This window comes from Amycolatopsis sp. NPDC051903 (assembly GCF_044452505.1).
Lineage (GTDB): Bacteria > Actinomycetota > Actinomycetes > Mycobacteriales > Pseudonocardiaceae > Amycolatopsis.
The window spans coordinates 223,327-246,154 of record NZ_JBITBT010000010.1; the positions used below are offsets into that span (position 1 = coordinate 223,327).

The 22,828-nt window shown below is 71.6% G+C and carries 22 protein-coding genes; 11 read left to right on the forward strand and 11 right to left on the reverse strand.

The features are described 5' to 3' along the window. The first annotated feature begins 10 nt into the window (after positions 1 to 10). Positions 11 to 676, forward strand: coding sequence for a GntR family transcriptional regulator (locus ACIA77_RS23325; protein ID WP_395888045.1), 666 nt, complete (start codon positions 11 to 13; stop codon positions 674 to 676). Between the two features lie 243 nt (positions 677 to 919). Here ACIA77_RS23325 and ACIA77_RS23330 read toward each other — a convergent pair whose 3' ends face one another. Further along, a complete protein-coding gene (locus ACIA77_RS23330; RefSeq protein WP_395888046.1) occupies positions 920 to 2,071 on the reverse strand; it encodes a Rid family hydrolase in 1,152 nt (383 codons plus the stop codon). 39 nt (positions 2,072 to 2,110) lie between these two features. Next, positions 2,111 to 2,872, reverse strand: coding sequence for an SDR family NAD(P)-dependent oxidoreductase (locus tag ACIA77_RS23335; protein WP_395888047.1), 762 nt, complete (start codon positions 2,870 to 2,872; stop codon positions 2,111 to 2,113). Between the two features lie 236 nt (positions 2,873 to 3,108). Here ACIA77_RS23335 and ACIA77_RS23340 point away from each other — a divergent pair, with 236 nt between their 5' ends. Then, complete coding sequence (locus ACIA77_RS23340) at positions 3,109 to 4,173, forward strand: alkene reductase (RefSeq protein ID WP_395888048.1); 1,065 nt, start codon at positions 3,109 to 3,111, stop codon at positions 4,171 to 4,173. A 173-nt stretch (positions 4,174 to 4,346) separates the two neighbouring features. Here ACIA77_RS23340 and ACIA77_RS23345 read toward each other — a convergent pair whose 3' ends face one another. The 3 genes from ACIA77_RS23345 to ACIA77_RS23355 are packed head-to-tail and all read right to left on the reverse strand — an operon-like array spanning position 4,347 to position 7,786. Beyond that, positions 4,347 to 5,687 (reverse strand): M24 family metallopeptidase, encoded by a 1,341-nt coding sequence (locus ACIA77_RS23345; RefSeq protein ID WP_395888049.1) that lies wholly within the window; start codon positions 5,685 to 5,687, stop codon positions 4,347 to 4,349. A 42-nt stretch (positions 5,688 to 5,729) separates the two neighbouring features. Continuing rightward, a complete protein-coding gene (locus tag ACIA77_RS23350; protein ID WP_395888050.1) occupies positions 5,730 to 6,818 on the reverse strand; it encodes a sugar ABC transporter substrate-binding protein in 1,089 nt (362 codons plus the stop codon). Beyond that, complete coding sequence (locus tag ACIA77_RS23355; protein ID WP_395888051.1) at positions 6,815 to 7,786, reverse strand: ABC transporter permease; 972 nt, start codon at positions 7,784 to 7,786, stop codon at positions 6,815 to 6,817. The genes ACIA77_RS23350 and ACIA77_RS23355 overlap by 4 nt, the downstream gene beginning before the upstream one ends. A gap of 216 nt (positions 7,787 to 8,002) precedes the next feature. Between ACIA77_RS23355 and ACIA77_RS23360 the strand changes: the two genes are divergently transcribed. Further along, positions 8,003 to 8,785: a helix-turn-helix domain-containing protein gene (locus tag ACIA77_RS23360; protein ID WP_395888052.1), complete on the forward strand. Its 783-nt coding sequence runs from the start codon at positions 8,003 to 8,005 to the stop codon at positions 8,783 to 8,785. Between the two features lie 18 nt (positions 8,786 to 8,803). On the opposite strand, the gene ACIA77_RS23365 is transcribed toward ACIA77_RS23360, so the two are convergent. After that, entirely contained in the window at positions 8,804 to 10,324 is a 1,521-nt protein-coding gene (locus tag ACIA77_RS23365) for a sugar ABC transporter ATP-binding protein (RefSeq protein ID WP_395888053.1), read from the reverse strand. A 56-nt stretch (positions 10,325 to 10,380) separates the two neighbouring features. Beyond that, the gene (locus tag ACIA77_RS23370; protein WP_395888054.1) at positions 10,381 to 11,097 is read right to left on the reverse strand and encodes a TMEM175 family protein; all 717 of its coding nucleotides are present in this window, start codon (positions 11,095 to 11,097) and stop codon (positions 10,381 to 10,383) included. Between the two features lie 97 nt (positions 11,098 to 11,194). On the opposite strand from ACIA77_RS23370, the gene ACIA77_RS23375 reads away from it, so the two are divergent. Both ACIA77_RS23375 and ACIA77_RS23380 read left to right on the forward strand, forming a co-directional pair. Further along, positions 11,195 to 12,088 carry an LLM class flavin-dependent oxidoreductase gene (locus tag ACIA77_RS23375; protein WP_395888055.1) on the forward strand — a complete coding sequence of 298 codons (894 nt, stop codon included), beginning with the start codon at positions 11,195 to 11,197 and terminating at the stop codon, positions 12,086 to 12,088. A gap of 326 nt (positions 12,089 to 12,414) precedes the next feature. Continuing rightward, positions 12,415 to 12,840, forward strand: a complete 426-nt coding sequence (locus ACIA77_RS23380; protein WP_395888056.1) for a cupin domain-containing protein — start codon at positions 12,415 to 12,417, stop codon at positions 12,838 to 12,840. 441 nt (positions 12,841 to 13,281) lie between these two features. Here ACIA77_RS23380 and ACIA77_RS23385 read toward each other — a convergent pair whose 3' ends face one another. Both ACIA77_RS23385 and ACIA77_RS23390 read right to left on the reverse strand, forming a co-directional pair. Continuing rightward, the gene (locus ACIA77_RS23385; RefSeq protein WP_395888057.1) at positions 13,282 to 13,959 is read right to left on the reverse strand and encodes a response regulator; all 678 of its coding nucleotides are present in this window, start codon (positions 13,957 to 13,959) and stop codon (positions 13,282 to 13,284) included. Beyond that, positions 13,956 to 14,750 (reverse strand): sensor histidine kinase, encoded by a 795-nt coding sequence (locus ACIA77_RS23390; RefSeq protein WP_395888058.1) that lies wholly within the window; start codon positions 14,748 to 14,750, stop codon positions 13,956 to 13,958. Before ACIA77_RS23390 ends, ACIA77_RS23385 begins: the two co-directional genes overlap by 4 nt. Positions 14,751 to 14,888: 138 nt before the next feature. Here ACIA77_RS23390 and ACIA77_RS23395 point away from each other — a divergent pair, with 138 nt between their 5' ends. Further along, positions 14,889 to 15,593, forward strand: coding sequence for an ABC transporter ATP-binding protein (locus tag ACIA77_RS23395; protein WP_395888059.1), 705 nt, complete (start codon positions 14,889 to 14,891; stop codon positions 15,591 to 15,593). Then, complete coding sequence (locus ACIA77_RS23400) at positions 15,590 to 17,911, forward strand: ABC transporter permease (RefSeq protein WP_395888060.1); 2,322 nt, start codon at positions 15,590 to 15,592, stop codon at positions 17,909 to 17,911. Before ACIA77_RS23395 ends, ACIA77_RS23400 begins: the two co-directional genes overlap by 4 nt. An 80-nt stretch (positions 17,912 to 17,991) precedes the next feature. Here the strand turns inward: ACIA77_RS23400 and ACIA77_RS23405 are convergent, their stop codons facing one another. Continuing rightward, positions 17,992 to 18,495: a CGNR zinc finger domain-containing protein gene (locus ACIA77_RS23405; protein ID WP_395888061.1), complete on the reverse strand. Its 504-nt coding sequence runs from the start codon at positions 18,493 to 18,495 to the stop codon at positions 17,992 to 17,994. Positions 18,496 to 18,593: 98 nt separating this feature from the next. On the opposite strand from ACIA77_RS23405, the gene ACIA77_RS23410 reads away from it, so the two are divergent. From ACIA77_RS23410 to ACIA77_RS23425, 4 genes are all read left to right on the forward strand, one after another. Further along, the gene (locus ACIA77_RS23410; RefSeq protein ID WP_395888062.1) at positions 18,594 to 19,469 is read left to right on the forward strand and encodes an alpha/beta fold hydrolase; all 876 of its coding nucleotides are present in this window, start codon (positions 18,594 to 18,596) and stop codon (positions 19,467 to 19,469) included. Between the two features lie 33 nt (positions 19,470 to 19,502). Further along, entirely contained in the window at positions 19,503 to 21,512 is a 2,010-nt protein-coding gene (locus ACIA77_RS23415) for a Na+/H+ antiporter NhaA (RefSeq protein WP_395888063.1), read from the forward strand. 48 nt (positions 21,513 to 21,560) lie between these two features. Continuing rightward, complete coding sequence (locus ACIA77_RS23420; RefSeq protein WP_395888064.1) at positions 21,561 to 21,719, forward strand: hypothetical protein; 159 nt, start codon at positions 21,561 to 21,563, stop codon at positions 21,717 to 21,719. Between the two features lie 103 nt (positions 21,720 to 21,822). Next, entirely contained in the window at positions 21,823 to 22,230 is a 408-nt protein-coding gene (locus ACIA77_RS23425) for a DUF6010 family protein (RefSeq protein ID WP_395888065.1), read from the forward strand. On the opposite strand, the gene ACIA77_RS23430 is transcribed toward ACIA77_RS23425, so the two are convergent. After that, on the reverse strand, positions 22,205 to 22,435 hold the full coding sequence (locus ACIA77_RS23430) for a hypothetical protein (RefSeq protein ID WP_395888066.1): 231 nt from the start codon (positions 22,433 to 22,435) through the stop codon (positions 22,205 to 22,207). The two genes, ACIA77_RS23425 and ACIA77_RS23430, sit on opposite strands and share 26 nt — an antisense overlap. Positions 22,436 to 22,828 lie beyond the last annotated feature (393 nt).

Consider the following 22,828-nt stretch of genomic DNA (forward strand, 5'->3'; position numbering starts at 1 on the left):
AGGACCGAGCGTGGCCGTACCCGCCGGCGTGGCCAGCCAGCGCGTCGCCGACGAACTGCGCGAGCGGATCCTCGACGGCCGGCTGGCCCCGGGCACGCGGATCATCCAGGACGAGCTGGCCGAAGAGCTCAGCACCAGCCGGCTCCCGGTGCGCGAAGCGCTGCGCATCCTCGAATCGCGCGGCCTGGTGACCCTGCGCGCCAACTCCGGTGCGTGGGTCACGTCCATGGACGTGCGCGAGTGCGAGCTGTCGTACAAGATGCGCGAGCGGCTGGAACCCTTGCTGCTGGCCGAATCCGCGCCGCGACTGTCCGATGCGGACATCGACGAGCTCGCCGCCCTCGAGGACCGGATCGAGGCCACCGGCGACGTCGAGGAATTCCTCGTGCTCGACCGCCGCCTGCACTGGACGGTCTACCGCCACCACGACGCGCACGACCTCGCCGCGATCCTCAACCGCCTCTGGGACACCACGCAGCACTACCGGCGCGCGTTCACCCACCTCGCGTGGGACCGGCGGGCCTGGCTCATCCAGGCCGAGCACCGGCTGCTGATCGACGCGCTGCGCCAACGCGACCACACCTCCGCCGAACGCATCCTGGAACTGCACATCCGCCGGACGCGGGTGGAACTCGTGAAGCACCCGGAAGTGTTCACGGTTCCCACCCGGTCCTGACGCGCTGGGGCTTGGCGCGCCCGGTTCCCGCGGCACCGGTCCGGCCACGATTCCCGCTTGGCAGCGCCGCTTTCGCCATTTCGCACGGGAGCGGCGTGGTGCAGTGCCGCTTTGACAGTGCCGGCATCCGGCGGCCGCCGCGGCGCCGTTTCGGTGGTGGGCGCCGACGGGCACGGCGCCCGCCCGGCCGCCACCGCCGCCAGTTCGCGTCCACATCCTCGGCGCGCAGCACGGGCGGGGGTGTCAGGTGAGGTCGTCGGAAACGACGGCGGTGGCGGCGATCTCGTGGAGGTAACCCTCCATCCACAGGCCGGGCACGGCGGCGGCCGTCCACGCGGGACGGTTGTCACCGAAGTAGGGAGCGGCGACGGAGAGCACGCCGGGCAGCGAGCGCGGGTCCTTGTGGAACGAGCTGATCTCCACGACGTCGCCCAGGCCGGCGCCGACGCCTTCGAGCGCTTCGCGCATGCAGTCGAAGATGTAGACCGCTTGGCGATCCGGGTCGCCGGGGGCGTGGATGCTGCCGTCGGGGTTGCAGGCGACCTGGCCGGCGACCGTGATGACGCGGCCGCGGCGCTTGCGCGTGGCGCCGGCGATCGGCAGCACGCCCTTCCACCAGATGCTGTCGGGCGTGTTGCCCACGCGGCCGCCGGGCGAGAGATCGGCCAGTGCGTGGAACGTGCCGAGCGCGCCGCGCGTGAGCAGGCCCGTGGAGCCGAGGTGGCTGGTCGTGGCGACGGTGCCGAGGTCGACGCCGGCCATGATCTCCTTGGTGTACACCTCGTCCATCGTCGGCAGCGCACCGCGGATGTCCTCGTGGAACGAGGTGAACCCGAGGACGTCGGAGAAGTCGCCACCCGCCTCCTTCAGGCAGTCGGCCAGGCCGGCGTAGCAGGCGCGCGACTGGGCGACGTGGTCGAACGGCGGCTCGACCGTGCCGTCGGGCTTCGTCGCGAGCTGCCCGCCGACGAACACCAGCGGGCCCTTCGCGACGGCCGAGGACATCGGGTACCGCGAGCGCCACGCCTGCGCCGGCGGCGTGAGGCAGCGCTTCGGCTCGGCGCCGGTGTGAGCGGTGACGCGGATCATCACGAGCGCACCCGGCGCCCAGGCGGAACCGGTGAACCCGGCGAGCGTCCACGCGGGCGGATCCTGTGGGAAGAACGGGCGCGCGGCGTCGAGCACGTCGGCGCACCAGCGCGGGTCCTTCACGAACGCGGTGACGTCGACGACGTCGCTCAGCCGGGCGTCGACGCCGTCGAGGAGTTCCTCGACGCGGGTGAGCACCGCGGCCGTCTGCGCGGCGACGTCTCCCCCGGCCTCGGGGGCGATCTGACCCGCGACGAACACCAGGTCGCCGGCCCGGCGGATCGCCGTGAAGGGGCTTTCGGTCATGGGTGGTTCCTCCGATCACCGGTGTCGCTCGCCCAGCGGTCAGCAGGCGATGAAGCCGCCGTCCACGACGAGCGTGGTCCCCAGCGCGTAGCGCGAGAGGTCGCTCGCCATGAAGACGACGGCGTTGGCGATGTCCTGCGGTTCGCCGATCGTGCCGGTCGGCGTCGCGGCGCGCGCCTCCCGGTCCAGCACGGGATCGTCGAGCCGCGCGGTCATCTGCGTCCGCGTCATGCCGGGCGACACGATGTTCACCCGGATGCCGCGCGGCGCGAGTTCGATCGACAGCGCGCGGGCCAGCGCTTCCACGCCGCCCTTCGTCGCCGAGTACGCGGCGGTCTGCGGGAAGCCGACCGCCGTCACGTTCGAGCCGACGAACACCACCGAAGCGCCGGGCTCCAGGTGCGGCAGCGCGGCCTGCATGAGCGCGAACGGGCCGCGGACGTTGCTGCGCCACTGGGCGTCCAGACTGTCCACTGTGGTCTCTTCGAACGGCTTGAACTCGAACGTGCCCGCGTTGTGCACCACGACGTCGATCTTGCCGAAGCGCGCGAGCGTGCGCTCGACGATGGCGGCCGCGCCCTCGTCAGACGACAGGTCGGCGGCGACGGCCTCCGCGGTGCCGCCGTGCGCCTCGATCCGCGACGCGACCGCGCGCAGGCGCTCCTCGTCGCGGCCGACGAGCACCACCTCGGCGCCGCACTCGGCGAAGGTCTCGGCGGTGGCGACACCGATGCCCGCGCTCGCGCCGGTGAGGACCACGGTCGCACCGCGCAGGTCGGCGTGAATTCGGGGATCGGACATCGGGCACTCCCACGGGCTCGATCGGCACCTGTTCAACGAAGCTCCGCCGCGGGGAAGATCTGCCGCCCGCCGCGTGTTCAGCTGAACTGAACATAGCAGGACTGTGACGACTTGCATAGCTCCCGGGGGCCTCACATCCCCGCGAAGTGTTCGATAATGTTAAACAGTCAGTGCTACTGCTGAACACCGACCAGGTCGGGGCTCCCCGTCGCGACCGAGTGAAGGAGAAGACTTCCATGCCCAGCGCGTTCGACCCGATCAAGCTCGGCGAACTCACCCTGCCCCACCGCGTCGCGATGTCGCCGATGACGCGCAACCGCGCCTACGGCACGGTGCCCAACGACCTGATGGCCGAGTACTACGCCCAGCGGGCGAGCGCCGGGCTGATCATCACCGAAGGCACGCAGCCCTCGGTGGTCGGCCAGGGTTACCTCAACAGCCCGGGCCTGCACAGCGAGGAGCAGGTCCGCGGGTGGCGCAAGGTCACCGACGCCGTGCACGCGAACGGCGGGCGGATCTTCGCGCAGCTCATGCACAGCGGCCGCGTGGGGCACTCCAGCCTCTTGCCCGACGGCGTGCGCCACGTGGGCCCGTCGGCCGTGCGCGCCGACGTGCAGATCTTCATCGGCGACGGCATGGGCGACGCGCCGGTGCCCGTCGAGCTGACCGAAGAGGGCATCGCCGCCACCATCGAGGACCACGTGCAGGCGGCGGCCAACGCGATCGACGCCGGTTTCGACGGCGTGGAACTGCACGGCGCCAACGGTTACCTCATCCACCAGTTCCTCTCCACCAACGCCAACCGCCGCACCGACCGCTGGGGCGGCACGCACCACAACCGCGCCCGCTTCGCGATCGAGGTCGCGAAGGCGGTGGCCGAGCGCATCGGCGCCCACCGCGTCGGCATGCGCCTCTCCCCCGGCGTCACGAACAACGACATCCACGAGGCCGATCCGCACGACACCTACGCCGCGCTCGTCGACGGCCTCAAGCCGCTCGGACTGGCGTACCTGCACCTCTTCGAGGGCCCGTACCGCGACATCACGCAGCAGATCCGCAAGGAGTTCGACGGCGTGCTGGTCCTCAACCCGTCGACCCCCGGCTCGACCACCGACAAGGAGAGCCTGGAGCTGATCGAGGACGGCACCGCCGACGTCATCACGTTCGGCCAGCTGTTCCTCGCCAACCCCGACCTGCCGCGGCGCCTGCGGGAGAACAAGCCGCTCAACACCCCGGACCACGCCACCTACTACGGCGGCGACCACCACGGCTTCACCGACTACCCCGCGCTGGCGGAGTGAGAACCACCGCGTAGCACCGGAAACGGCCGGGCCCGCTCCCTCGTCAGGAGGGACGAGCCCGGCCTTTTCCGGGCCGGTGCGGGGAACGACCGCGCTTTCCCGCACCGGCACCGAGAAAGGCCGGGCCCCTCCCCCGCCCGGTGGGAGGAGCCCGGCCTTCCGGTTTCAGCGCGTCACTCCTCGCCGCGGCCCGCGGCGGTGTTGAGGTGCGACTGGGATTCCCGCAGCAGGTTCATCGGGCCGCCGACGGTGTAGTAGCGCCGCCCGCCGGCCACCATGAGTTCCTCGGCCGGGAACTTGGTGATCAGCTCGCACCCGCCGGCGGTGACCACGAGCTCCTCCTCGATGCGGGCCGCGCCGACGCCGTCGGCGGAGGGCCAGTAGGTCTCGAGTGCGAAGACCATGCCCTCCTCCAGCACTTCCGGGTGGTCGAAGGACACCAGCCGGGAGAAGATCGGCTTCTCCCAGATCGACAGGCCCACGCCGTGTCCGTACTGCAGCCCGAACGCGGCCTCCTCGTCGGCGAACCCGAACTCCGTCGCCGCCGGCCACAGCCGCACGATGTCGGCCGTGGTGGCGCCGGGCTTCACCGCCGCGATCGCCCGGTCCATCAGCTCGCGCGCCCGCGTGTAGGCGTCGCGCTGCGCGCGGCTGGCCGAACCCACCGCGAAGGTGCGGTAGTAGCAGGTGCGGTAGCCGTTGAAGCTGTGGAGGATGTCGAAGAACGCGGGATCGCCCGGCCGGATCAGGCGGTCGGAGTAGACGTGCGGGTGCGGCGAGCAGCGTTCACCGGAGATCGCGTTGACGCCCTCGACGTACTCCGAACCCAGGTCGTAGAGCTTCTTCGCGACCAGGCCGACGGTTTCGTTCTCCCGCACGCCCGGCCGCAGGAACTCGTACAGGTCCTCGTACGCCGCGTCGACCATCGCCGCCGCGTGCGTGAGCAGCGTGATCTCCTCCGGCGTTTTGATCCGGCGGGCCTCCATGAACACCTGCTGCCCGTCGACCACGCGGACACCCAGCTCCTGCAACGCGAAGAGCACCGGCGGCTCCACCACGTCGATGCCCAGGGGCTCACCGGCCAGCCCCTGCGCGTCGAGTTCGCGCTTGATCTTGGCGGCGACCTCACGGGCGATGCCGGCGTCGGGGTGGAACGCGCCCCGCAGCGTCGAAATACCCGCGCGGGCGCGGGGTTCACCCTCGCCGTCCATCAGCCACGGGTTGTGCAGCTGGTGGTGCCGCGCCGCGGAACCGAAGTCCCACGAGATCGGCTTGCCCGTGCGGGTCAGCAGGGCGAAGCGGATCAGCTTGTCCATCGCCCACGTGCCGATGTGCGTCGCCGTCAGGTAGCGGATGTTCGAGAAGTCGAACGCCAGGACCGCGCCCAGTTCCGACTTCTCGAGCTGGGCGCGCACCCGCGCGAGCCGATCGGTCCGCAGCCGGTCGAAGTCGATCCGCTGCTCCCAGTCCACACCCATCGTGCCGGTGGTGCCGGTTGCCGCAATGGTGCTCAATTCAGCCTCTTTCGCGTTGTGCCTACAGGGAGAACCGGGACGTCACTGGCCCGCCGACGCGGTGAACCCGGCCGGGTAGAGATCCGCGTCCGCCGCCGGCGAGCCGATGTCGGCCTTGCCGAACTTCGGCGCGGGCAGGCAGGTCGTCGCGGGCGGCTTCTCACCGTTGAGAACGCTCACCGCCCGGGCGACCGACAGGTAGCCGAGGCGCACGTTCTGCACGGACGTCGTCTCGGTCAGGCTGCCGTTCTGCAGCGACTTGATCGCCGTGGGCTCATAGCCCGTGGTCACGAACGGGATCCCCTTGAACTGCGCGGGGATCGACTCCGGCAGCAGCTGGTAGTAGTAGACGGAGTAGACCCACTTGATGCCGGGGTTGGCCTGCGCGGCGTTGGTGAAGTCCTTGAGCCCCTGCGCCGGGTCGACCGGCTGCGTCGGCGAGGCGACCACCTTCAGGTTGGGGTACTTCGCCTTCAGCTGGTCGGTGAACCCGGCGACGCGGCGCAGCGACCAGGTCGCGTTGCCGGGCCCGGCGATGACGACGCCGGGGCCGCCCTGCGGGACGCGCGCGGCGAGCTGGTCGGCGCCGACCTTGCCGAGTTCGTAGTCGTCCTGGATCACCGAGGCGGCGACGTCGTCCGACGCGAGCTGCGTGCTCATCACGACGACGGGCACACCGCGGGCCTTGGCCTTCTGCACGACCGGCACGGAACCGTGGATGTCGCTGGGGAACAGGATCACGGCGTCGGGGTTGCGGGCCAGCACGCTATCCGCCTGCGACACCTGCAGGGCCGGGCTGGCGTACCCCTGACCGGCCACTGTGGTCAGTTCGACGCCGGCGTCCTTCGCGGCTTGCTGGGCGCCGTAGACGTTGGCCTGGTAGTAGTAGCCGGCGAGGCTGACCTCCATCAGGCTGATCTTGTACGGCTTCTTCGCCTTCGGAGCCTTGAACGCGAGCACCTCGTCCTCGCTGGGACTGGCGTCGCACTTGGCCGACTGGCTGACGTCGGCGGCAGCACCCGCCTGGGCAGCGGCCGGGCCGGCCTTCGGGGTCGCGGTGCACGCGACGGCGAGCGGGCCCGCCAGGGCGACGGCGGCGAACAACGCGGTGAGCGATCTACGGGAAGTCATGGCCGGTCTCCGGTGGGGGTTGGGGAGGGGGGAACAGCCGCGGCGGGTGCGGGCGCCGCGCTGGAGCTGCGGGTGAGCCGCTTCCGGCGCCTCGCCTGCAGCTGGGCGAGGAGCACGGCGAGCACCAGCACGCCGCCGGTGATCATCTGCTGGGTGAACTCGTCGACCGCGCCGATGTCCAGCCCGGTGGTGAGCACCGTGAACAGCGAGACGCCCAGCACGACCCCGAAGAGCCGCCCGGCGCCACCGCCGATCACCACGCCGCCGATCACCGCCGCGGCGATCGACAGCAGGTCGTAGCTCAGGCCGAGCGCGGCCTGGCCGATGCCGACGCGGGCCGACAGCAGCAGCCCGGCCAGCGCGGACAACGTGCCGCACAAGCAGTACGCCGCCGCCTGCACCGCCGCGACCGGCACGCCGGCGAGCTTGCTCGCCTCGGTGCTCCCCCCGACCGCGAACAGGTACAGCCCGAAGCGCAGCCGCGCGGTGACGACCCACGCCAGCACCAGCACGAGCACCGCGACCCCGACGCCCGCGGGCAGGAACCCCCACTGCCCGCTGCCGAGGTACTGCGTGAACTTCGGGTCCAGACCGGACACGGACTGGCCGCCGGCGAGCTTGTTGGCGTAGCCGGTGAGGAAGGTGAGCATGCCCAGCGTCGCCACGAACGGGCTGATCTTCAGGTAGGCGATCAGCACGCCGTTGACGAGACCGATGAGCGCGCCGCTGCCCAGGCCCGCGAGGATCGCGGTGGCGGGAGCGGCACCGTGTTGCATGAGCAAGGCCGAAACCGTGCTGGCGAAACCCATGTTCGCCGCGACCGACAGGTCGAACCCGCCGACGACGAGCGCGAACATCTGGCCCACCGCGACGACGAGCAGGATGCTGCCCTGCCGCGACATGTTGTCGAGGTTGGTCAGGTCGGCGAACGTCGAGCCCTGCGTGAGCGCGAAGAACACCGCGAGCACGACCAGGGCCGCCAGGATCTGCAGTTCCGCGCGACCGGCGCGGAGCCACCGCGACGGTTGGCCTGTTAATGATCGCTGAACGCTACGCTGCGTTTCGCGACCTCTTCTGTCCACCATAGTTAAACACCATGGGGCTGTGTACGATGAAAGTCAACAGTCCGGGACGGAACTTCTGGCGAGCGGGTGAACACCTTCGGCAGGCGAGGGAGAGGTGCTGTGCAACCGTCACAGGCGGTAGGCGATCAGGCGGATCGGGCGAACGTCCTCGCGGGCATCGGCGGGCGGTTGCGGGCGGCGCGCACCGAGGTCGGGATCAGCGCGCGGGAGCTCGCGCGCAAAGCGGGCGTGTCGGTCAGCCTGGTGAGCCAGATCGAGAACGGCAAGGCGCGGCCGTCGGTCGCGTCGCTGTACGCGCTGGTGCAACACCTGAACCTGACCGTGGACGAGCTGTTCGACCCACCCGGTGAGGAGACAGCGCCGGACACCGGCGAGGCCGCGGCGCCGGCCGGCGAAACCGCAGCTCCGGCGGCTGAGGTCGGCGAGGAACCTCCCCCGGCGCCGGTGTCCCGGTTGCCGCTGTCGACGTTGTCGTCGGCCGGCGGAGCCTTGGTGCACGGCGAGTTCACCGCTTCGCAGAAGCTGATCAGCGCTCCCCTCGTCCAGCTGGGCGAGACGCGCGGCATGCTCAAGCTCGAGGGCGGCATCACGTGGGAACGGCTGACGCCGTGCGACATCCCGGGCGTCGACTTCCTCAAGATCACCTACGACCCCGGGGCGTCGTCGTGCCCGGACGGCCGCCGCCAGACGCACCCCGGCCACGAGTTCGGGTACGTGCTCAGCGGACGGCTCGGCGTCACCGTCGGGTTCGACACCAGCGAGATCGGTCCTGGCGATTCGGTGTACTTCGACTCCACGACCCCGCACCGGCTGTTCAACGCCGGCGACGAACCCGCGGTCGGGGTGTGGATGGTGCACGCTCCTTTCGCCGAACCACGCTGATTCTTCGCTGACCCACGCTCACGGCAGCGCGTGGTGGAGGATCTCGCGGTAGGTGGTCCGTTGTCCGTCGAGCTGCGTGACGATGCGCCCGCTGCGCATCACCAGGATGTCGTCGGCCAGCCCGATGAGGTCTTCGAACTCCGACGCGGCCACGACCACGCACCGGCCCGCACCGGCGGCGCGGCGCAGCAGCACGCGGATCTCGGCCTTGGCGCCGACGTCCACGCCCTGCGTCGGCTCGTCGATGAGCAGCACCGCCGGGTCGGCCGCGAGCGCGCGGGCCAGTGAGACCTTCTGCTGGTTGCCGCCGCTGAGGGTGCCGGCGAGCTGGCGCACGTCGCTGCAGCGCACGCCGAAGTCGTGCACGTAGCGGCCGGCCGTGCGCGCTTCCAGCGCCAGGCGGCGGAGGCCGAAGCGCCGGGCCCGGCGGTCGGACCGCACCGGCAGCGCGAGGTTGCGCTGGATCGACATGCCGCCGACGATGCCCGCGCCGCGCCGGTCGGCGGGCACGAGCGCGAGGCCGGCGCGGTAGGCGCGGGCGACCGAGCCCTTGCCGACGGCGGCGCCGGAGACCGTGACCGTGCCGGTGTCGTAGTGCTCCTGGCCCGCGATGGCCGCGAGCAGCCGGCCCTGCCCTGACCCCTGCACGCCGGCGATGCCGAGGACACGAGCCTCGCCGACGCTGAACGAGACGTCCTCGAACCGGCCTTCCGAGCCGAGGCCGCGCACGTCGAGCAGCGTCCGGCCGGCCGACGGCGCGGGCCGCGGTTCGGCCGCCTCCGGCAGCAGCGACTCCTCGGTGCGCTTGGTCATGACCTCGATGATCGTGGCGCGGTCGAGGCCGCCGCGGTCGAAGCGGCCGGCCACTTCGCCGTTGCGCAGCACGGTGACGACGTCGGCGAGCCGCATGACCTCGCTGAAGCGGTGCGAGACGTAGACGATCGCGCGGCCGGAGTCGCGCAGGGCTTCGACGCGCTCGAGCAGGTGGTCGGCGTCGGCGGCCGAAAGCGCGGCCGTCGGTTCGTCGAGCACGAGCACGGTGCCGGTGCCGACGAGCGCGCGGGCGAGCTGGGCCAGCCGCAGCTGCGGGACGCTGAGCGAGGCCGTGGGGGTCGCGGCGTCGAAGTCGGCGCCGACCTGGGCGAGGACGGATTCGACCAGCTCGCGTTCGCCCGCCGAGAGCCGGGATTTGCGGGCGAGGCCGTGTTCGAGCCCGAGCAGCACGTTGCGGCCGATCGGCAGCTGCGGCACCAGCACCACGTCCTGCGGGACGGCGGTGATGCCGGCGTCGCGGGCGGCGCGCGGCGAGTGCAGCTTGAGCGGGCGGCCGCCGGCGCTGATGGCGCCCTCGTCGGGCTGCAGCACCCCGGTGAGGACTTTGATGAGGGTCGACTTGCCGGCGCCGTTCTCCCCGAGCACGGCGTGGACCTGGCCCGGGGCGATCTCGAGCGACACGCTCCGCAACGCCTGCACGCCGCCGAACCGCTGGGAGATGCCTTCGAGGCGGACCGGCCCCTGGCCGACGAGCGTGCTGTTCACGGTGTGCCTCCTCCGGCGGATGTTCAACGGGACTGTACGTCTGGGTGCGAGCAGGGTCAATGAGGTGCAACAGGCGAGGGTGCCCGCAGGCGCAGGCGGAGTCCTTCCGTGGTGGCGAAGTAGAAGATCGGCAGCAGGACGTAGACGGCCAGCGCGATGGCCGGGTGGATCAGGAAGCCGGCGGCGCCGCCGACGAGGTAGGCGACGAGCCCCGACAGCGAACGGACGAACCCCTGGTGCACGTAATCCACTTCGCAGCGCGGGGATTTCAGCGCCGGGTACCGGTCGAGGTGGTGGTAGATCCACAGCCAGCTCGCGCACATCGCGGCCGCGATCAGGGCGTACAGCGCGACGGCGGTGCGCGCGTCGTCGCCGGCGAGGTTCTCCTGCAGGGCGTCGGACACCACGGCCGTCGGGAACGACAGGCCGGCCGTGGTGAACAGCAGTGCGAGGTTGGCCAGGTGCAGCCCGCGGTCGACGGCGCGGATGCGCAGGAACGCCTGGTGGTGGTTGAGCCAGATGACACCGATGTAGGCGAACGACATCAGGTAACCCACGTAGACCGGCCACTGGTGGGCGAGCGCGGCGAGCAGGTGGCCGGGTTCGTGGGGCGGGCTGCGCAGTTCGAGCACGAGGATCGTGATGGCGATGGCGATGACCGCGTCGCTGAACGCCTCGACGCGGCCGGTGTCGCTCGCGGCGAAGCCACCCTCGGCCACAGCGGCGCCGCCCGTTGTGGGGGCATCCGGCGCCGCGGATTCCGGTGCTGCCAACGGAACGCTCCCTCTCACTGTATACTCCGGCGCGACAGTGGTCATCCTTGGTGATGGTCACTATACATGACTAATCGCCGAGGGAAGGGTGTCCGCCATGACCGAACCGGCTTTCGGGTTCTCGCTCGTGCCGACGCTGGACGTCGGGGCGCACCGCGAGCTGGCGGTCGCCGCGGAGGAGCACGGGCTGGAGTTCCTGGGCATCCAGGACCACCCGTACGTGCCCAAGTACCTCGACACCTTCGTGCTCGCCGGCACGCTGCTCGCGGCGACCGGCCGGATCCGCGTGTTCCCGGACGTGGCCAACCTGCCGCTGCGTCCGCCGGCGATGCTCGCGAAGACCGCCGCGTCGCTCGACCTCGTGTCCGGCGGCCGTGTCGAGCTCGCCATCGGCGCGGGCGGCTTCTGGGAGGCGATCGAGCGCATGGGCGTGCCGCGCCGTTCGCGCGCCGAGGCCAACGCCGCGCTGGAGGAAGCGTTCACGATCATGCGCGCGCTGTGGAGCGGCGAGCACCACCCCGTCCGACTGCCCGGCGAGCACTACACAGTGGACGGTCTGGCCCCGGGCCCGAAGCCCGCCCACCCCATCGAGCTCTGGACGGGTGCACAGGGTCCCAAGGCGCTCGCCCTCACCGGCCGCATCGCCGACGGCTGGGCCGCGCCGATCCCGTCCTACCTGCCCTATGACCAGTGGGCCTCGGCCAACGCCATCCTCGACGAGTCCGCGCGCGCCGCGGGCCGGCAGCCTTCCGACGTGCGCCGCATCGCCCAGATCGTCGGCACGATCACCGACGAACCCGGTGTCCTGGCCGTGTCGGCCGGTTCCGAACCGGTGCGCGGTGACGCGGCGCAATGGGCTTCCTACCTCACCGGCCTGGCGACCGACCTGCCCTACACGACGTTCGTGTTCTGGCCCGAACACCAGACCGTGGACCAGGTGCTGCGCTTCGCCGACGACGTCGTGCCGGCCGTCCGCGCTGCGGTCGGTTGAGACTCACGGTTCGCGGGCCAGGCGTGCGCCCACCGGAAAGGACGCCAAACCCGTCCGTCTGACCGTGAAGCCACGAGAAATTGCGGCGAGTCGAAACTTCCCCACGACCCACCGTGCAGCTTCGTGGTCACTGTCGGGCACCCCCAGGAGTTCCACTCCATCGGGATTCTCCCCACCAAAATGCATTTTCATATTGACGCCAGAAAATCGCGCTATATATGCTCCCCCGGCAAGTTCAGCCGGACGGTCTGGCGTCACCCTTGAGATCCGAGTTGATCGACGACGCACGCTGACCACCACCCTCCACTCCAGACAGGAGACCTCGCATGCGAAGGTTCGCCGTACCCGCGGTCGCGGCGGCGACGTTGTCCGCCGCCCTGCTCATGCCCGCAGTCGCCGAGGCGACACCCGGTTCAGGCGTCACCCAAAGAACGATCTCGCGAACTACCATCGGGGATACCGACTACATCCTGGTCGAGCTCACACTCGCCCCCGGCGCCAGCACCGGGTGGCACAGTCACCCCGGGCCCATCTACTCATCCGTCCGCAGCGGCACGCTCACGCACGACCTGGCCGACTGTCACCACGAGGAGGCCTTCAGCCAGGGTGAAACATTCGTCGATCACGCCAAAGAGGTCCACTTAGGACGTAATCTCGGCACCACCAAGACGGTGCTGATCGGTCTCGCAGTACTGCCACACGGGGCACCTTTCGGCGCGGACGCCACCGACCCCGGCTGCGGCTTCCGATGAGCGCCGCCTGAAGGCGCAACGGACGCGGCGACCCGGCTCCGCACAACGTCGGGAATTGCGCTCGTGCACACCCCACTGGATTCCTCCTGGAATGGATTGGTTCGAACCACGCTCAGGAAAATGCCCCGAGGGGAGCCGAGCGAGTCAACTCAGCGATTCAAGCGACGTCGAGTTCTCTTTCCCGCTGAGGCAGGCTGTCGAATCCGTGGGGCCATCACGCTATCGATGTTTCCAGGCGTTGTAGTTCACTGGACTTCGGCTACCAGTCTGCGGTTACCGAAGTGATGGTGAACGCGTTGATCAGGGAATCCGCATCGTTGCCGGGCGCGGCCTGCGCCGGTGGGGTCCCGGGTTCGCCGTGCGGCCGAGCCACGTGCGGCGGATGAACGTCTCGTGCCGGCCGGCTCCCGACCGGTCCGCGCCCGGTGCCCCGGTGAAGGCTCACGGCTCCAGCGGGTCGCCGGGCGCGACCAGCCCCGTTTCGTACGCCAGCACGACGGCTTGTGCGCGGTCTCGCAGGGACAGCTTCGCGAAGATCCGCGCCACGTGCGTTTTGATCGTCGCCTCGCTCAGCGTCAGGTCGGCCGCCAGCTCGGTGTTCGAGCGGCCGCGCCCGAGCAGCGTGAGCACCTCGAGTTCGCGCGGGGTCAACGCGGTCAGGTCGCGGTGGATCGCCGGCGGCCGTGGCGCCGGGGCGCCCGAGGCGAACCGCTCGACGAGCCGGCGCGTGATCGACGGTGCCAGCAGGGCGTCGCCGGTGTCGACGAGGCGGACGGCGGCCACGAGGTGTTCCGGGGTGACGTCCTTGAGCAGGAAGCCGCTCGCGCCGGCGGCCAGTGCGGCGTAGACGTAGCTGTCGAGGTCGAACGTCGTCAGCATCAGGACCTTGCAGCGCGGCTCGCCGGCGAGGATGCGGCGGGCGGCTTCGAGGCCGTCCACCGCGGGCATGCGGATGTCCATGAGCACGACGTCCGGGTGCAGCTCCCGCACGAGCGCCACGGCTTGCGCCCCGTCGGCCGCTTCGCCGACGACGTCGACGCCACCGGCCGTGAGGATCATCCGGAAGCCGGTGCGGACGAGACCCTGGTCGTCGGCGATCACGACGCGTGGCGCGGTCACGGGCGCTCCAGCGGGATCCGGGCGCGCACGCGGAACCCGCCGCCGAGCCGGCGCCGCGCGTCCAGGTCACCACCGAACGCCGCGACGCGCTCGCGCAACCCGAGCAGGCCCCGGCCCTCTCCGGTTGACGAGGGGGTGGCGGGCCCTCCGGTCAGCACGCTCGGGCCGCTGTTGACCACCTCCACGCGCAGGTAGTGGTCCGTGTAGCGCACCGTCACCTCGGCCTTGTCGGCGTCGCCGTGCTTGAGCGCGTTCGTCAGCGCCTCCTGGATGATCCGGTACGCCGTCAAGTCCACTCCGGACGGCAACAGCCGCGGCTCCCCCGACACGCGCACCTCCACCGGCAGCCCCGCGAACGCGATCCGGTCGACCAGCGGACCCAGGCGCGCCAGGCTCGGCTGCGGTGCCAGGTCGGACGGCTCCTCGCCGTCGGCCGGCGGCGCGAGCAACCCCAGCAGGGTGCGCAGTTCCGTCATCGTGGTCCGCCCCGCCGTTTCGACCTCCCGCAGCGCTTCGGCCGCCTGCGCCGGTTCGGTCTCGACCACCAGCCGGGCGGCGCCGGCCTGCACGAGCATCACGCTGACGTTGTGGCTCACGATGTCGTGCAGCTCCCGCGCGATCCGGGCGCGCTCGGCGTCGACCGCCTGCTGCGCCGCGCTTTCGCGTTCGCGCTCCAGCAGCCACCCGCGTTCCTCCAGTGCCCGCGCGGCGGCCCGCCGCGCGGCGCGGAGCCGGACGGCGAGCACCACGGCGGCCAGGACCGCGACGGCCGCGACGACGAGTTCCCACACGCTCCCGACTCTCCCAGGCCACTCGCCGCAGCGCATCACCCCGCGGATCCAGCGCGTACATCCCGGGGATGACCCCACCGCGCGGTTACCACCCCGGGCTGATGCCCCTGGCCCCGCCGCTGCCCCAGGATGGCCACCGTGAGCAGTGACGAGAGCAGAGCAGCGGTGGTGGAGCTGACCGCCGTGCGCAAGGAGTACAGCGACTCGGTGGCCCTCGACGGGGTCACGCTGCGAGTGCGCGCCGGCGAGGCGGTCGCCGTGATGGGCCCGTCGGGCAGCGGCAAGTCGACGCTGCTGAACCTCGTGGCCGGGCTGGACCGCCCGACGTCCGGGTCGGTCGTCGTCAACGGCGACGACCTCGGCAAGCTCAGCGAAACCGGGCTGGCGCTGTTCCGCCGCCGGCGCATCGGCATGATCTTCCAGTTCTTCAACCTGCTCGACGACCTGCCGGCGCTCGACAACGTCGCGCTCGCCGCGCAGCTCACCGGCACGCCGGCCGGACAGGCGCGCAAACGCGCGCTCGAACTGCTCGGCGAACTCGGCATCGCCGGGCGCCGCAACACCTATCCGGCGCAGCTGAGCGGCGGGGAACGCCAGCGCGTCGCCGTGGCGCGGGCCCTGATGAACCGGCCCGCGCTGCTGCTGGCCGACGAACCGACCGGCGCGCTCGACAGCCGCTCCGGCGAGCAGGTGATGGACCTGCTGCTGGATCTCAACCAGATCGGCCAGACGCTCCTGCTCGTCACCCACGACGAACGGCTCGCGAAGCAGTGCGCGACGCGGGTCGTCCACGTCGTCGACGGGCGGATCGCGAGCACCGACAGCCTGGAGCGGGCTCAGTGAACGCGGTCTGGCGGGTCGCGCGTGCCGCGGTCCGGCGCCGCCTGGTGCAGACGGTGGTGATCGGGCTCGTCGTCGCGGTCTCCACCGGGACGATCGTGCTCGCGCTGGGGTTGCTGGTGTCGGCGTCGGGCCCGTTCCAGCGGGCGTTCGCGCAGCAGGACGGCGCGCACCTGGTCGTGGCGTACGACAGCGCGAAGGTGGCGGGTGCGCGGCTGACCGGCACCGGCGTCGAGGCGCTGGCCGGGCCGTTCGGGCAGGTCACGCTGGACACGGCGGAGAGCGGGGACACGCGGGCCGGGACCCTGACCACGGTCGGCCGCGCGGATCCGGGCGGCCCCGTCGACCGCCTCGACGTGTGGGCCGGCCACTGGGCGACCGCGCCGGGCGAGATCGTGCTGAACCGCCCTCGCGGCGCGGACGACCCGGTGCGGCTGGGTGACCGGTTCACGATCCCCGGCCGGCCCGCGCTCACGGTCGTCGGGTTCGCGTACTCGGTGAGCGCGTCGGCCGACGCGTGGGTGACGCCCGCGCAGATCGCCGCACTGCACCCGGACACCGTGCAGGTGCTGTACCGCTTCACGCACGCGGCGACCGCGGCCGACGTCGACGCCGGGCGGGCCGCCGTGACGGCCGGGTTGCCGCCTCGGGCCGTGCTCGGGGCGCAGTCGTACCTGACCGCCGAGCAGCGGCTGGACGGCCAGGTCAACTTGTTCGTCCCGTTCCTGGTGCCGTTCGGGATCCTCGGGCTCGCCGTGGCGGTGCTGATCGTGGCCAACGTGGTCAGCGGCGCCGTCGTGGCCGGGTACCGCACCATCGGGGTGCTCAAGGCGCTCGGGTTCACCCCGAACCAGGTGATGGCGGTGTACCTGGTGATGGTCACGGTCCCGGCCGCCGCCGGGTGCGTCGTCGGGACCATCGGCGGCAACCTCGTGGCCGGGCCGGTGCTCGCGAACGCGTTCGAGGCGTTCGGGGCGGGCGCCGGCGGGATCGACACGTGGGTCGACGTCGTGGCGCTGCTGGGGTTGCCGGTGGTTGTGGCGCTGGCGGCGCTGGTGTCCGCGCTGCGCGCCCGCCGGCTGCCGGCGACGGCGGCGATCAGCGCGGGCAGCGCGCCGCGGCTCGGGCGCGCGCCGGCGATCCAGCGGCGGCTCGCGAGCACCCGGCTGCCGCGGTCGGTGAGCCTCGGCCTCGGCGTGACGTTCGCCCGGCCGGCGCGCAGCGTGCTGACGCTCGCCGCGATCGTGCTCGGCGTGCTGACCGTGACGCTGTCGATCGGGGTGACGCTGTCGGTCACCGCGTACAACTCCGCGATGCGCCCGGTCCACCCGGACCGCGTCGAGTTCCTGGCCGCGCTGAAGGGCGGCATCAGCGCGCCCGGCGGTGCCCCAGGCCCGCATCCTGAGGCGACGCTCGGAGACGCCCAGGACGAGGCCATGCTGCGCGCCCTGCCCGGCGCCGCCCGCTTGTCGGCCTCGACCGTGCGCACGGTGCACCTGCTCGGGAGCCAGGAGAACCCGTCGGTCGTGTTCTCGCGCGGGGATTCGGCGGCTCTGGGGCCGCCGATCGTGGAGGGCAAGTGGCCCGCGGGCGCCGGGGAAGCCGCCGCTCCGTCGAGATTCCTGAACCAGCGCGGGCTCTCCCCCGGTGACACGATCACCCTGGAACTCGGCAGCACCCGCGTTCCGGTGACCATCGTCGGCGTCACCCTCACCAACAACGCCGACACGATCTACGGCGACTGGTCAACACTGCGGATGCTCGCGCCGGACGCCCGCGCGGACACCTACGACGTGCAACTCGCGTCCAGCGCCGACCGCGCCGCTCTGGTGCAGGCGGTCCAGGCGCGCGACCCGGGCCTCGACGCCGTTCCCCCACGCGACAGCACGTCGTCGCAGGCCGTGGTCCTCATCAGCAGCGCGTCGATCCTCACGCTGGTGCTCGGGGTCGTCTCGGCGCTCGGCGTGTTCAACACCGTGGTCCTCAACGCCCACGAACGCCGCCGCGACCTGGGCGTGCTCAAGGCGATCGGCATGACCCCCCGCCAGGTGCTGGTCATGATGGTCACGTCGATGGGTGCCCTCGGTGTCGTCGGCGGCCTGATCGGGCTGGCCCTGGGCGTCGCGGTGCACGGGTTCGTCGGCCCGGCCATGCTGCGCGCCGCCCAATCGGACGTGTTCGGGTTCGTGATCGACGTCTATCGCGCACCGACGCTCGTGCTCCTGGGTCTCGCCGGGGTCGTCATCGCCGTGCTGGGCGCCCTCGTCCCCGCGGGCCGCGCCGCGCGCACCCCCATCGCGGCGGTGCTGCACAACGAATAGCTATCGCGGCGGGCCCTTCCGGTCGGGGGAAGGGCCCGCCGCGGTCGTGCACTCCCGAGCCCGCCGGCCGCTCCTGCGGGTCAGTCCACTTCGGACTGCTGCGCTCGCCGGTAGTGCCGCCGGGCCTTCATCCGGTTGCCGCACACCGCCATGGAGCACCAGCGGGCCGTGTTGGGTTTGCTGTGGTCGATCAGGAACCGGCGGCAGTCGGGGTTGGCGCACGGGCGCAAGCGGCCGGAGTGGCGCAGCTGGTCCCACGTGAAGACGGCCCGCGCGGCGGCCGCGCGGCCCGCCGGCGCGTCGAGGCTCCACTCGACGCCCTCGTCGCCGAGCCGGGCCCGGTAGCCGACGCCGTCGATGAACCGCCCGACCGCCCGCGGGTCCGCGTCTCCGCGGATCACGTCCTGCAGCGCCGAGCGCACGTCGAGCAGTGTGCGCCATTCGCCCGCCGACTCCGGCTGGCCGTGGTCGGTCAGCCAGCGCAGGCCCGCGTCCTCGGCGGCGAGCTCGTCGGTCGGCTCGCCGTCGACGATCGGCGTGGTGTTCAGCAGGTCGAGCAGCAACCGCTCGTCGGTCTCCAGCACGGCGTACCTCGCAACCTAACCTTCAAACTGCCTCTTGACAGGTTAGTTCTACCATGTTTGAGTCTAACCATCAAATTTAACTTGAAGGGTTAGACACAATGACTGAGACGCCGCGGGTCCACCACCGCTACGCCACCGTGCAGGGCCGCCGGCTCTTCTACCGCGAAGCCGGGCCGGCCGGCGCCCCCGTGCTCGTGCTGCTCCACGGCTTCCCGACCAGCTCGTTCATGTTCCGGAACCTGATCCCGGCGCTGGCCGACCGCTTCCACGTGATCGCCCCCGACCACCTCGGGTTCGGCTTCTCCGACGCGCCCGCGGTCGACGAGTTCGACTACACCTTCGACGCGCTGACCGACCTCACCGCCGGGCTGCTGCGCGAGCTGGGCATCACGCGCTACGCGATGTACGTGCAGGACTACGGCGCCCCGATCGGCTGGCGCCTCGCGCTGGCGAACCCCAGCACCGTCACGGCGATCATCACCCAGAACGGCAACGGCTACGACGCGGGCTTCGTCCCGGCGTTCTGGCAGACCGTGTGGGCCTACCAGGCGGAGCAGACACCCGAGACCGAGAACGCCATCCGCGGTGCGCTGACGCTGGACGCCACGCGCTGGCAGTACCTCACCGGCGTGGCCGACGAGACGCTGGTCAGCCCCGACACCTGGCTCCACGACTTCGCGCTGCTGTCGCGGCCGGGCAACGACGAGATCCAGCTCGCGCTGTTCCGCGACTACGCCACCAACCCGCCCCTCTACCCGGCGCTGCACACCTACCTGCGTGAGCACCAGCCGCCGGTGCTCGCCGTGTGGGGCGAGGGCGACGAGATCTTCGGCCCCGAGGGCGCGAAGGCGTTCGCCGAGGACGTGCCGGACGCCGAGATCCACCTGCTCGACGGCGGCCACTTCCTGCTCGAGAGCGCCGGAGCCGAGGTCGCCGCGCTGATCCGCGACTTCCTGGGCCGCAAGGCGCACTGACCCCCGCTCCCGCCCGACTCCGAGGAGAACCCGATGCAGCCGAGGAACGTGACCCCGATCCGGCCGGCGGACGCGATGGCCCCGATGCCGTCGATGGCCCCGATGCCTACCGCGTCCGGGCCCGAAACGCCGATGGACGGGATGCCGATGGGCCGCATGTCGATGTCCGGACCGGCATCGAGCCCGCTGCGGGCGTTCCTGAAGACGGAGTCCGGCAGCGCCGGTGTGCTCGTCGCCGCGGTCGTCGTGGCGCTGGTGTGGGCGAACGTCGCGCCCGGCGCGTACGAAACCGTGTGGCACTGGGTGCTGAGCGTCCGCGTCGGGCCGCTGGCCGCCGCGCTGCCGGTGCGCGACTGGGTCAACAGCGGGCTGATGACCCTGTTCTTCCTCGTGGTGGGGCTCGAGGCGCGGCGCGAATTCGACCTCGGTGACCTGCGCGAGCGCCGCCGGCTGGTGCTGCCCGCCGTCGCCGGCCTGGCCGGGATGGCGGTGCCGGTGCTCATCTACCTGGCGTTCACCGGCGGCGGGCCCGGCGCGCACGGGTGGGGCGCGGCGATGTCGACCGACACCGCGCTGGCGCTCGGGGTGTTCGCGGTGGTCGGGCGCGGGGCGCCGGAGCGGATCCGGACGTTCGTGCTGACGGTGTTCGTCGTCGACGACATCGTGGCACTGGTGGTCATCGCGTTCGCGTACAGCAGCCACGTGAACCTCGTGGCGCTCGGGATCGCGGCCCTCGCGTACGCCGGGGTGCTCGCGAGCCGCCGCCTCGACTACCGCTACCGCAAGCCCGTGTTCACCGCGCTGGCGCTGACGGTGTGGGGCTCCTTGCTCACCAGCGGGATCGACCCCGTGGTCGCCGGTCTGGCCGTGGGCCTCGCGACGTCGGCGTACGTGCCCAAGCGCGACACGCTGGAGGAGGCGACCGCGCTGGTTCGGCTCTTCCGCGAGCAGCCGACCGCGGAGGCGGCCAGCTCGGCGAGCCGGCGCCTGACCGCGACGCTGTCGGCCAACGCCCGGCTGCGCCACGCCTTCCACCGCGTCGCGAGCTACGTCGTGGTGCCGCTGTTCGCGCTGGCCAACGCCGGGATCGCGGTCAACGCCGACGTGCTGGCGAGCGCGGTCACGGCGCCGATCACCGTCGGGATCTTCCTCGCCTACGTGGCGGGCAAGCCGCTCGCGGTGTTCGGCACGTCGTGGCTGCTGGCGCGGCTGAGCCGCGGTTCACTGCAGCCGGCGGTCGGCTGGGCCGGGGTGCTGAGCGGCGGCACGATGGCCGGCGTCGCCTTCACCGTTTCGCTGCTGATCGCGGACCTCGCGTTCACCGGGCGGGAGCTGGAGCAGGCGAAGCTCGGGGTGCTGGCGGCCGCCGCCGGCGCTGCGCTGCTGACGTTCGCCGTGCAGCGGGTGACCGCTTCGCTGCCGGAGGCCGTCCGGACCCGCGCGCTGCTCGGCGACGCGCCGGAGCTCACCGATCTCGTGGCGCCGGTGGACCTCGGCCGCGACCACGTGCGAGGGCCCGAGGACGCCGCCGTGACCGTGGTCGAGTACGGCGACTTCGAGTGCCCCTGGACCGGCATGGTCGCGCCGACCGCGCGGGAGCTGCTGGCCGACAACGCCGACATCCGCTACGTCTGGCGCCACCTGCCCCTGCACGACATCCACCCGCACGCGCAGCTCGCGGCCGAGGCCGCCGAGGCGGCGGGCGCGCAGGGCGCGTTCTGGCCCATGCACGACCTGCTGCTCGCCAACCAGGGTGACTTGCACTTCGACGCGCTCGTCGGCTACGCCACGCAGCTCGGCCTCAACACCGCCCGCTTCCGCGAGGACCTCCTCCGCGGCCGCTTCACCTCGCACGTCGAGCGCGACGTCGAGTCCGCCGACCTCAGCGGCGTCGCGGGCACCCCGACCTTCTTCATCAACGACCAGCGCCACGACGGCCCCCAGGACCTCACCACGCTCAACACGGCCATCACCGGCGCCCGCACCCGCGCGGCGACCTTCACCCCGTCGGCCGCCGCGGTCACCGCTGCTGCCGCCGCCTGACACCGTCCACACCGGACTCATCCACTTCGGACCCCCTCGGAGGAAGTCATGACCACCAAGACCACCACCCCGGCCCCGATCCCCGCCCCGGCCGAGACGACCGGCGCGCTGACGCCGTCGCTGGACCTGATCCCCAGCTTCTACGTGACCCGCCGCGGGCTCAAGCTCCCCGCGTGGCCGCACCGCCGCCACCCCGAGTCTCGCTGACTCGCCGCGCCGCCCGCGGATTCCCGTCACCTGGCGGGAATCCGCGGGTTTCTGGCGCTCAACCCGGTGGTGGGCCGGGCGTCCGGTTCCTACCGTGGCGATCATGATCCAGGTGCTGCTGCCGATCGTCATCGGCTTGGTGTATGTGGGGCTGTCGTCGTTGCTCGCGGAGCCCGGGCGGCGGAGGTTCACCGCGCTGATGATCGCCGGCGCAGGCGGGGCCTACCTGTCGGGTGGGGCGCTGGGCCCGTGGGAGCTCGTCTTCGCCGCGGTGATGGTGTTCGTGGCGCTCAAGGGTCTGGATTCGTGGGCGTTCATCGGGATCGGGTGGCTGCTGCACACCGCGTGGGACGTCGTCCACCACCTCAAGGGCCAGCCGATCCTGCCGTTCTTCCACGACTCTTCGTTCGGCTGCGCGCTCTGCGATCCGGTGCTCGCCCTGTGGGCCTTCGGCGGCGGGCGCAGTCCGTGGCCGGCCCGCCGCGCTAGTCGCTCGGCCCGCGCAACGTGAGGACGACCCGCAGGACGTGCTCGACGGCCGCGGGGAAGACGGCGCCGCGCAGTTCGTTGCGGGTGGCCAGGTTCGCCGCGGCGAACTCGAGCATCCGCTCGGGCCCCAGCCGCCGCACGACGAGCGCCGCCACTTCCTCCAGATCGAGATCGGGGTTGGCGAGGCGGCGCAGGGCGAACTCGACGATCAGCTCTTCGTCGGTCATGGCCCCTCCTCGTGGAATTCCCCGTCCCAGAATAGATCAGAACGGGCCCCACGCGGATGTGTCCGTCGTCGCGGCGCGGCGGCGCGACGAGCGCCGGCGAACCACCCGAAGCGGGCGCCACGCGCTAGCTTGAGTTTTAACGTCTGAGTGGTCGGTGGAGACCCCTGTTGATCATGAGTGAAGCCCTTGGTCGATCATTCCTTCTTGCGACAGACGGAAGATCGAGCCAAGGGCTTCAGTTGATCAGTGTGCATCATGCCGGCGACGTCGGTGCGGCCGGGGAGTTGTCTATGCTCCGGCAGGAGTTCTACCACTGCCTGGTCAGGCGGGCGGATGCGTTGTTCGAACTGACCGAAGCGGTGTTGTGCGCAGACGGTCCGGTGCGGTCGGTCG

Excerpts from the sequence above, each read along its gene's own strand:
- ACIA77_RS23330 (WP_395888046.1), bottom strand. The coding sequence starts at position 2,071 with ATGACCGAAAGCCCCTTCACGGCGATCCGCCGGGCCGGCGACCTGGTG.
- ACIA77_RS23335 (WP_395888047.1), bottom strand. The coding sequence starts at position 2,872 with ATGTCCGATCCCCGAATTCACGCCGACCTGCGCGGTGCGACCGTGGTC.
- ACIA77_RS23340 (WP_395888048.1), top strand. The coding sequence starts at position 3,109 with ATGCCCAGCGCGTTCGACCCGATCAAGCTCGGCGAACTCACCCTGCCC.
- ACIA77_RS23350 (WP_395888050.1), bottom strand. The coding sequence starts at position 6,818 with ATGACTTCCCGTAGATCGCTCACCGCGTTGTTCGCCGCCGTCGCCCTG.
- ACIA77_RS23375 (WP_395888055.1), top strand. The coding sequence starts at position 11,195 with ATGACCGAACCGGCTTTCGGGTTCTCGCTCGTGCCGACGCTGGACGTC.
- ACIA77_RS23380 (WP_395888056.1), top strand. The coding sequence starts at position 12,415 with ATGCGAAGGTTCGCCGTACCCGCGGTCGCGGCGGCGACGTTGTCCGCC.
- ACIA77_RS23410 (WP_395888062.1), top strand. The coding sequence starts at position 18,594 with ATGACTGAGACGCCGCGGGTCCACCACCGCTACGCCACCGTGCAGGGC.
- ACIA77_RS23415 (WP_395888063.1), top strand. The coding sequence starts at position 19,503 with ATGCAGCCGAGGAACGTGACCCCGATCCGGCCGGCGGACGCGATGGCC.
- ACIA77_RS23420 (WP_395888064.1), top strand. The coding sequence starts at position 21,561 with ATGACCACCAAGACCACCACCCCGGCCCCGATCCCCGCCCCGGCCGAG.
- ACIA77_RS23425 (WP_395888065.1), top strand. The coding sequence starts at position 21,823 with ATGATCCAGGTGCTGCTGCCGATCGTCATCGGCTTGGTGTATGTGGGG.
- ACIA77_RS23430 (WP_395888066.1), bottom strand. The coding sequence starts at position 22,435 with ATGACCGACGAAGAGCTGATCGTCGAGTTCGCCCTGCGCCGCCTCGCC.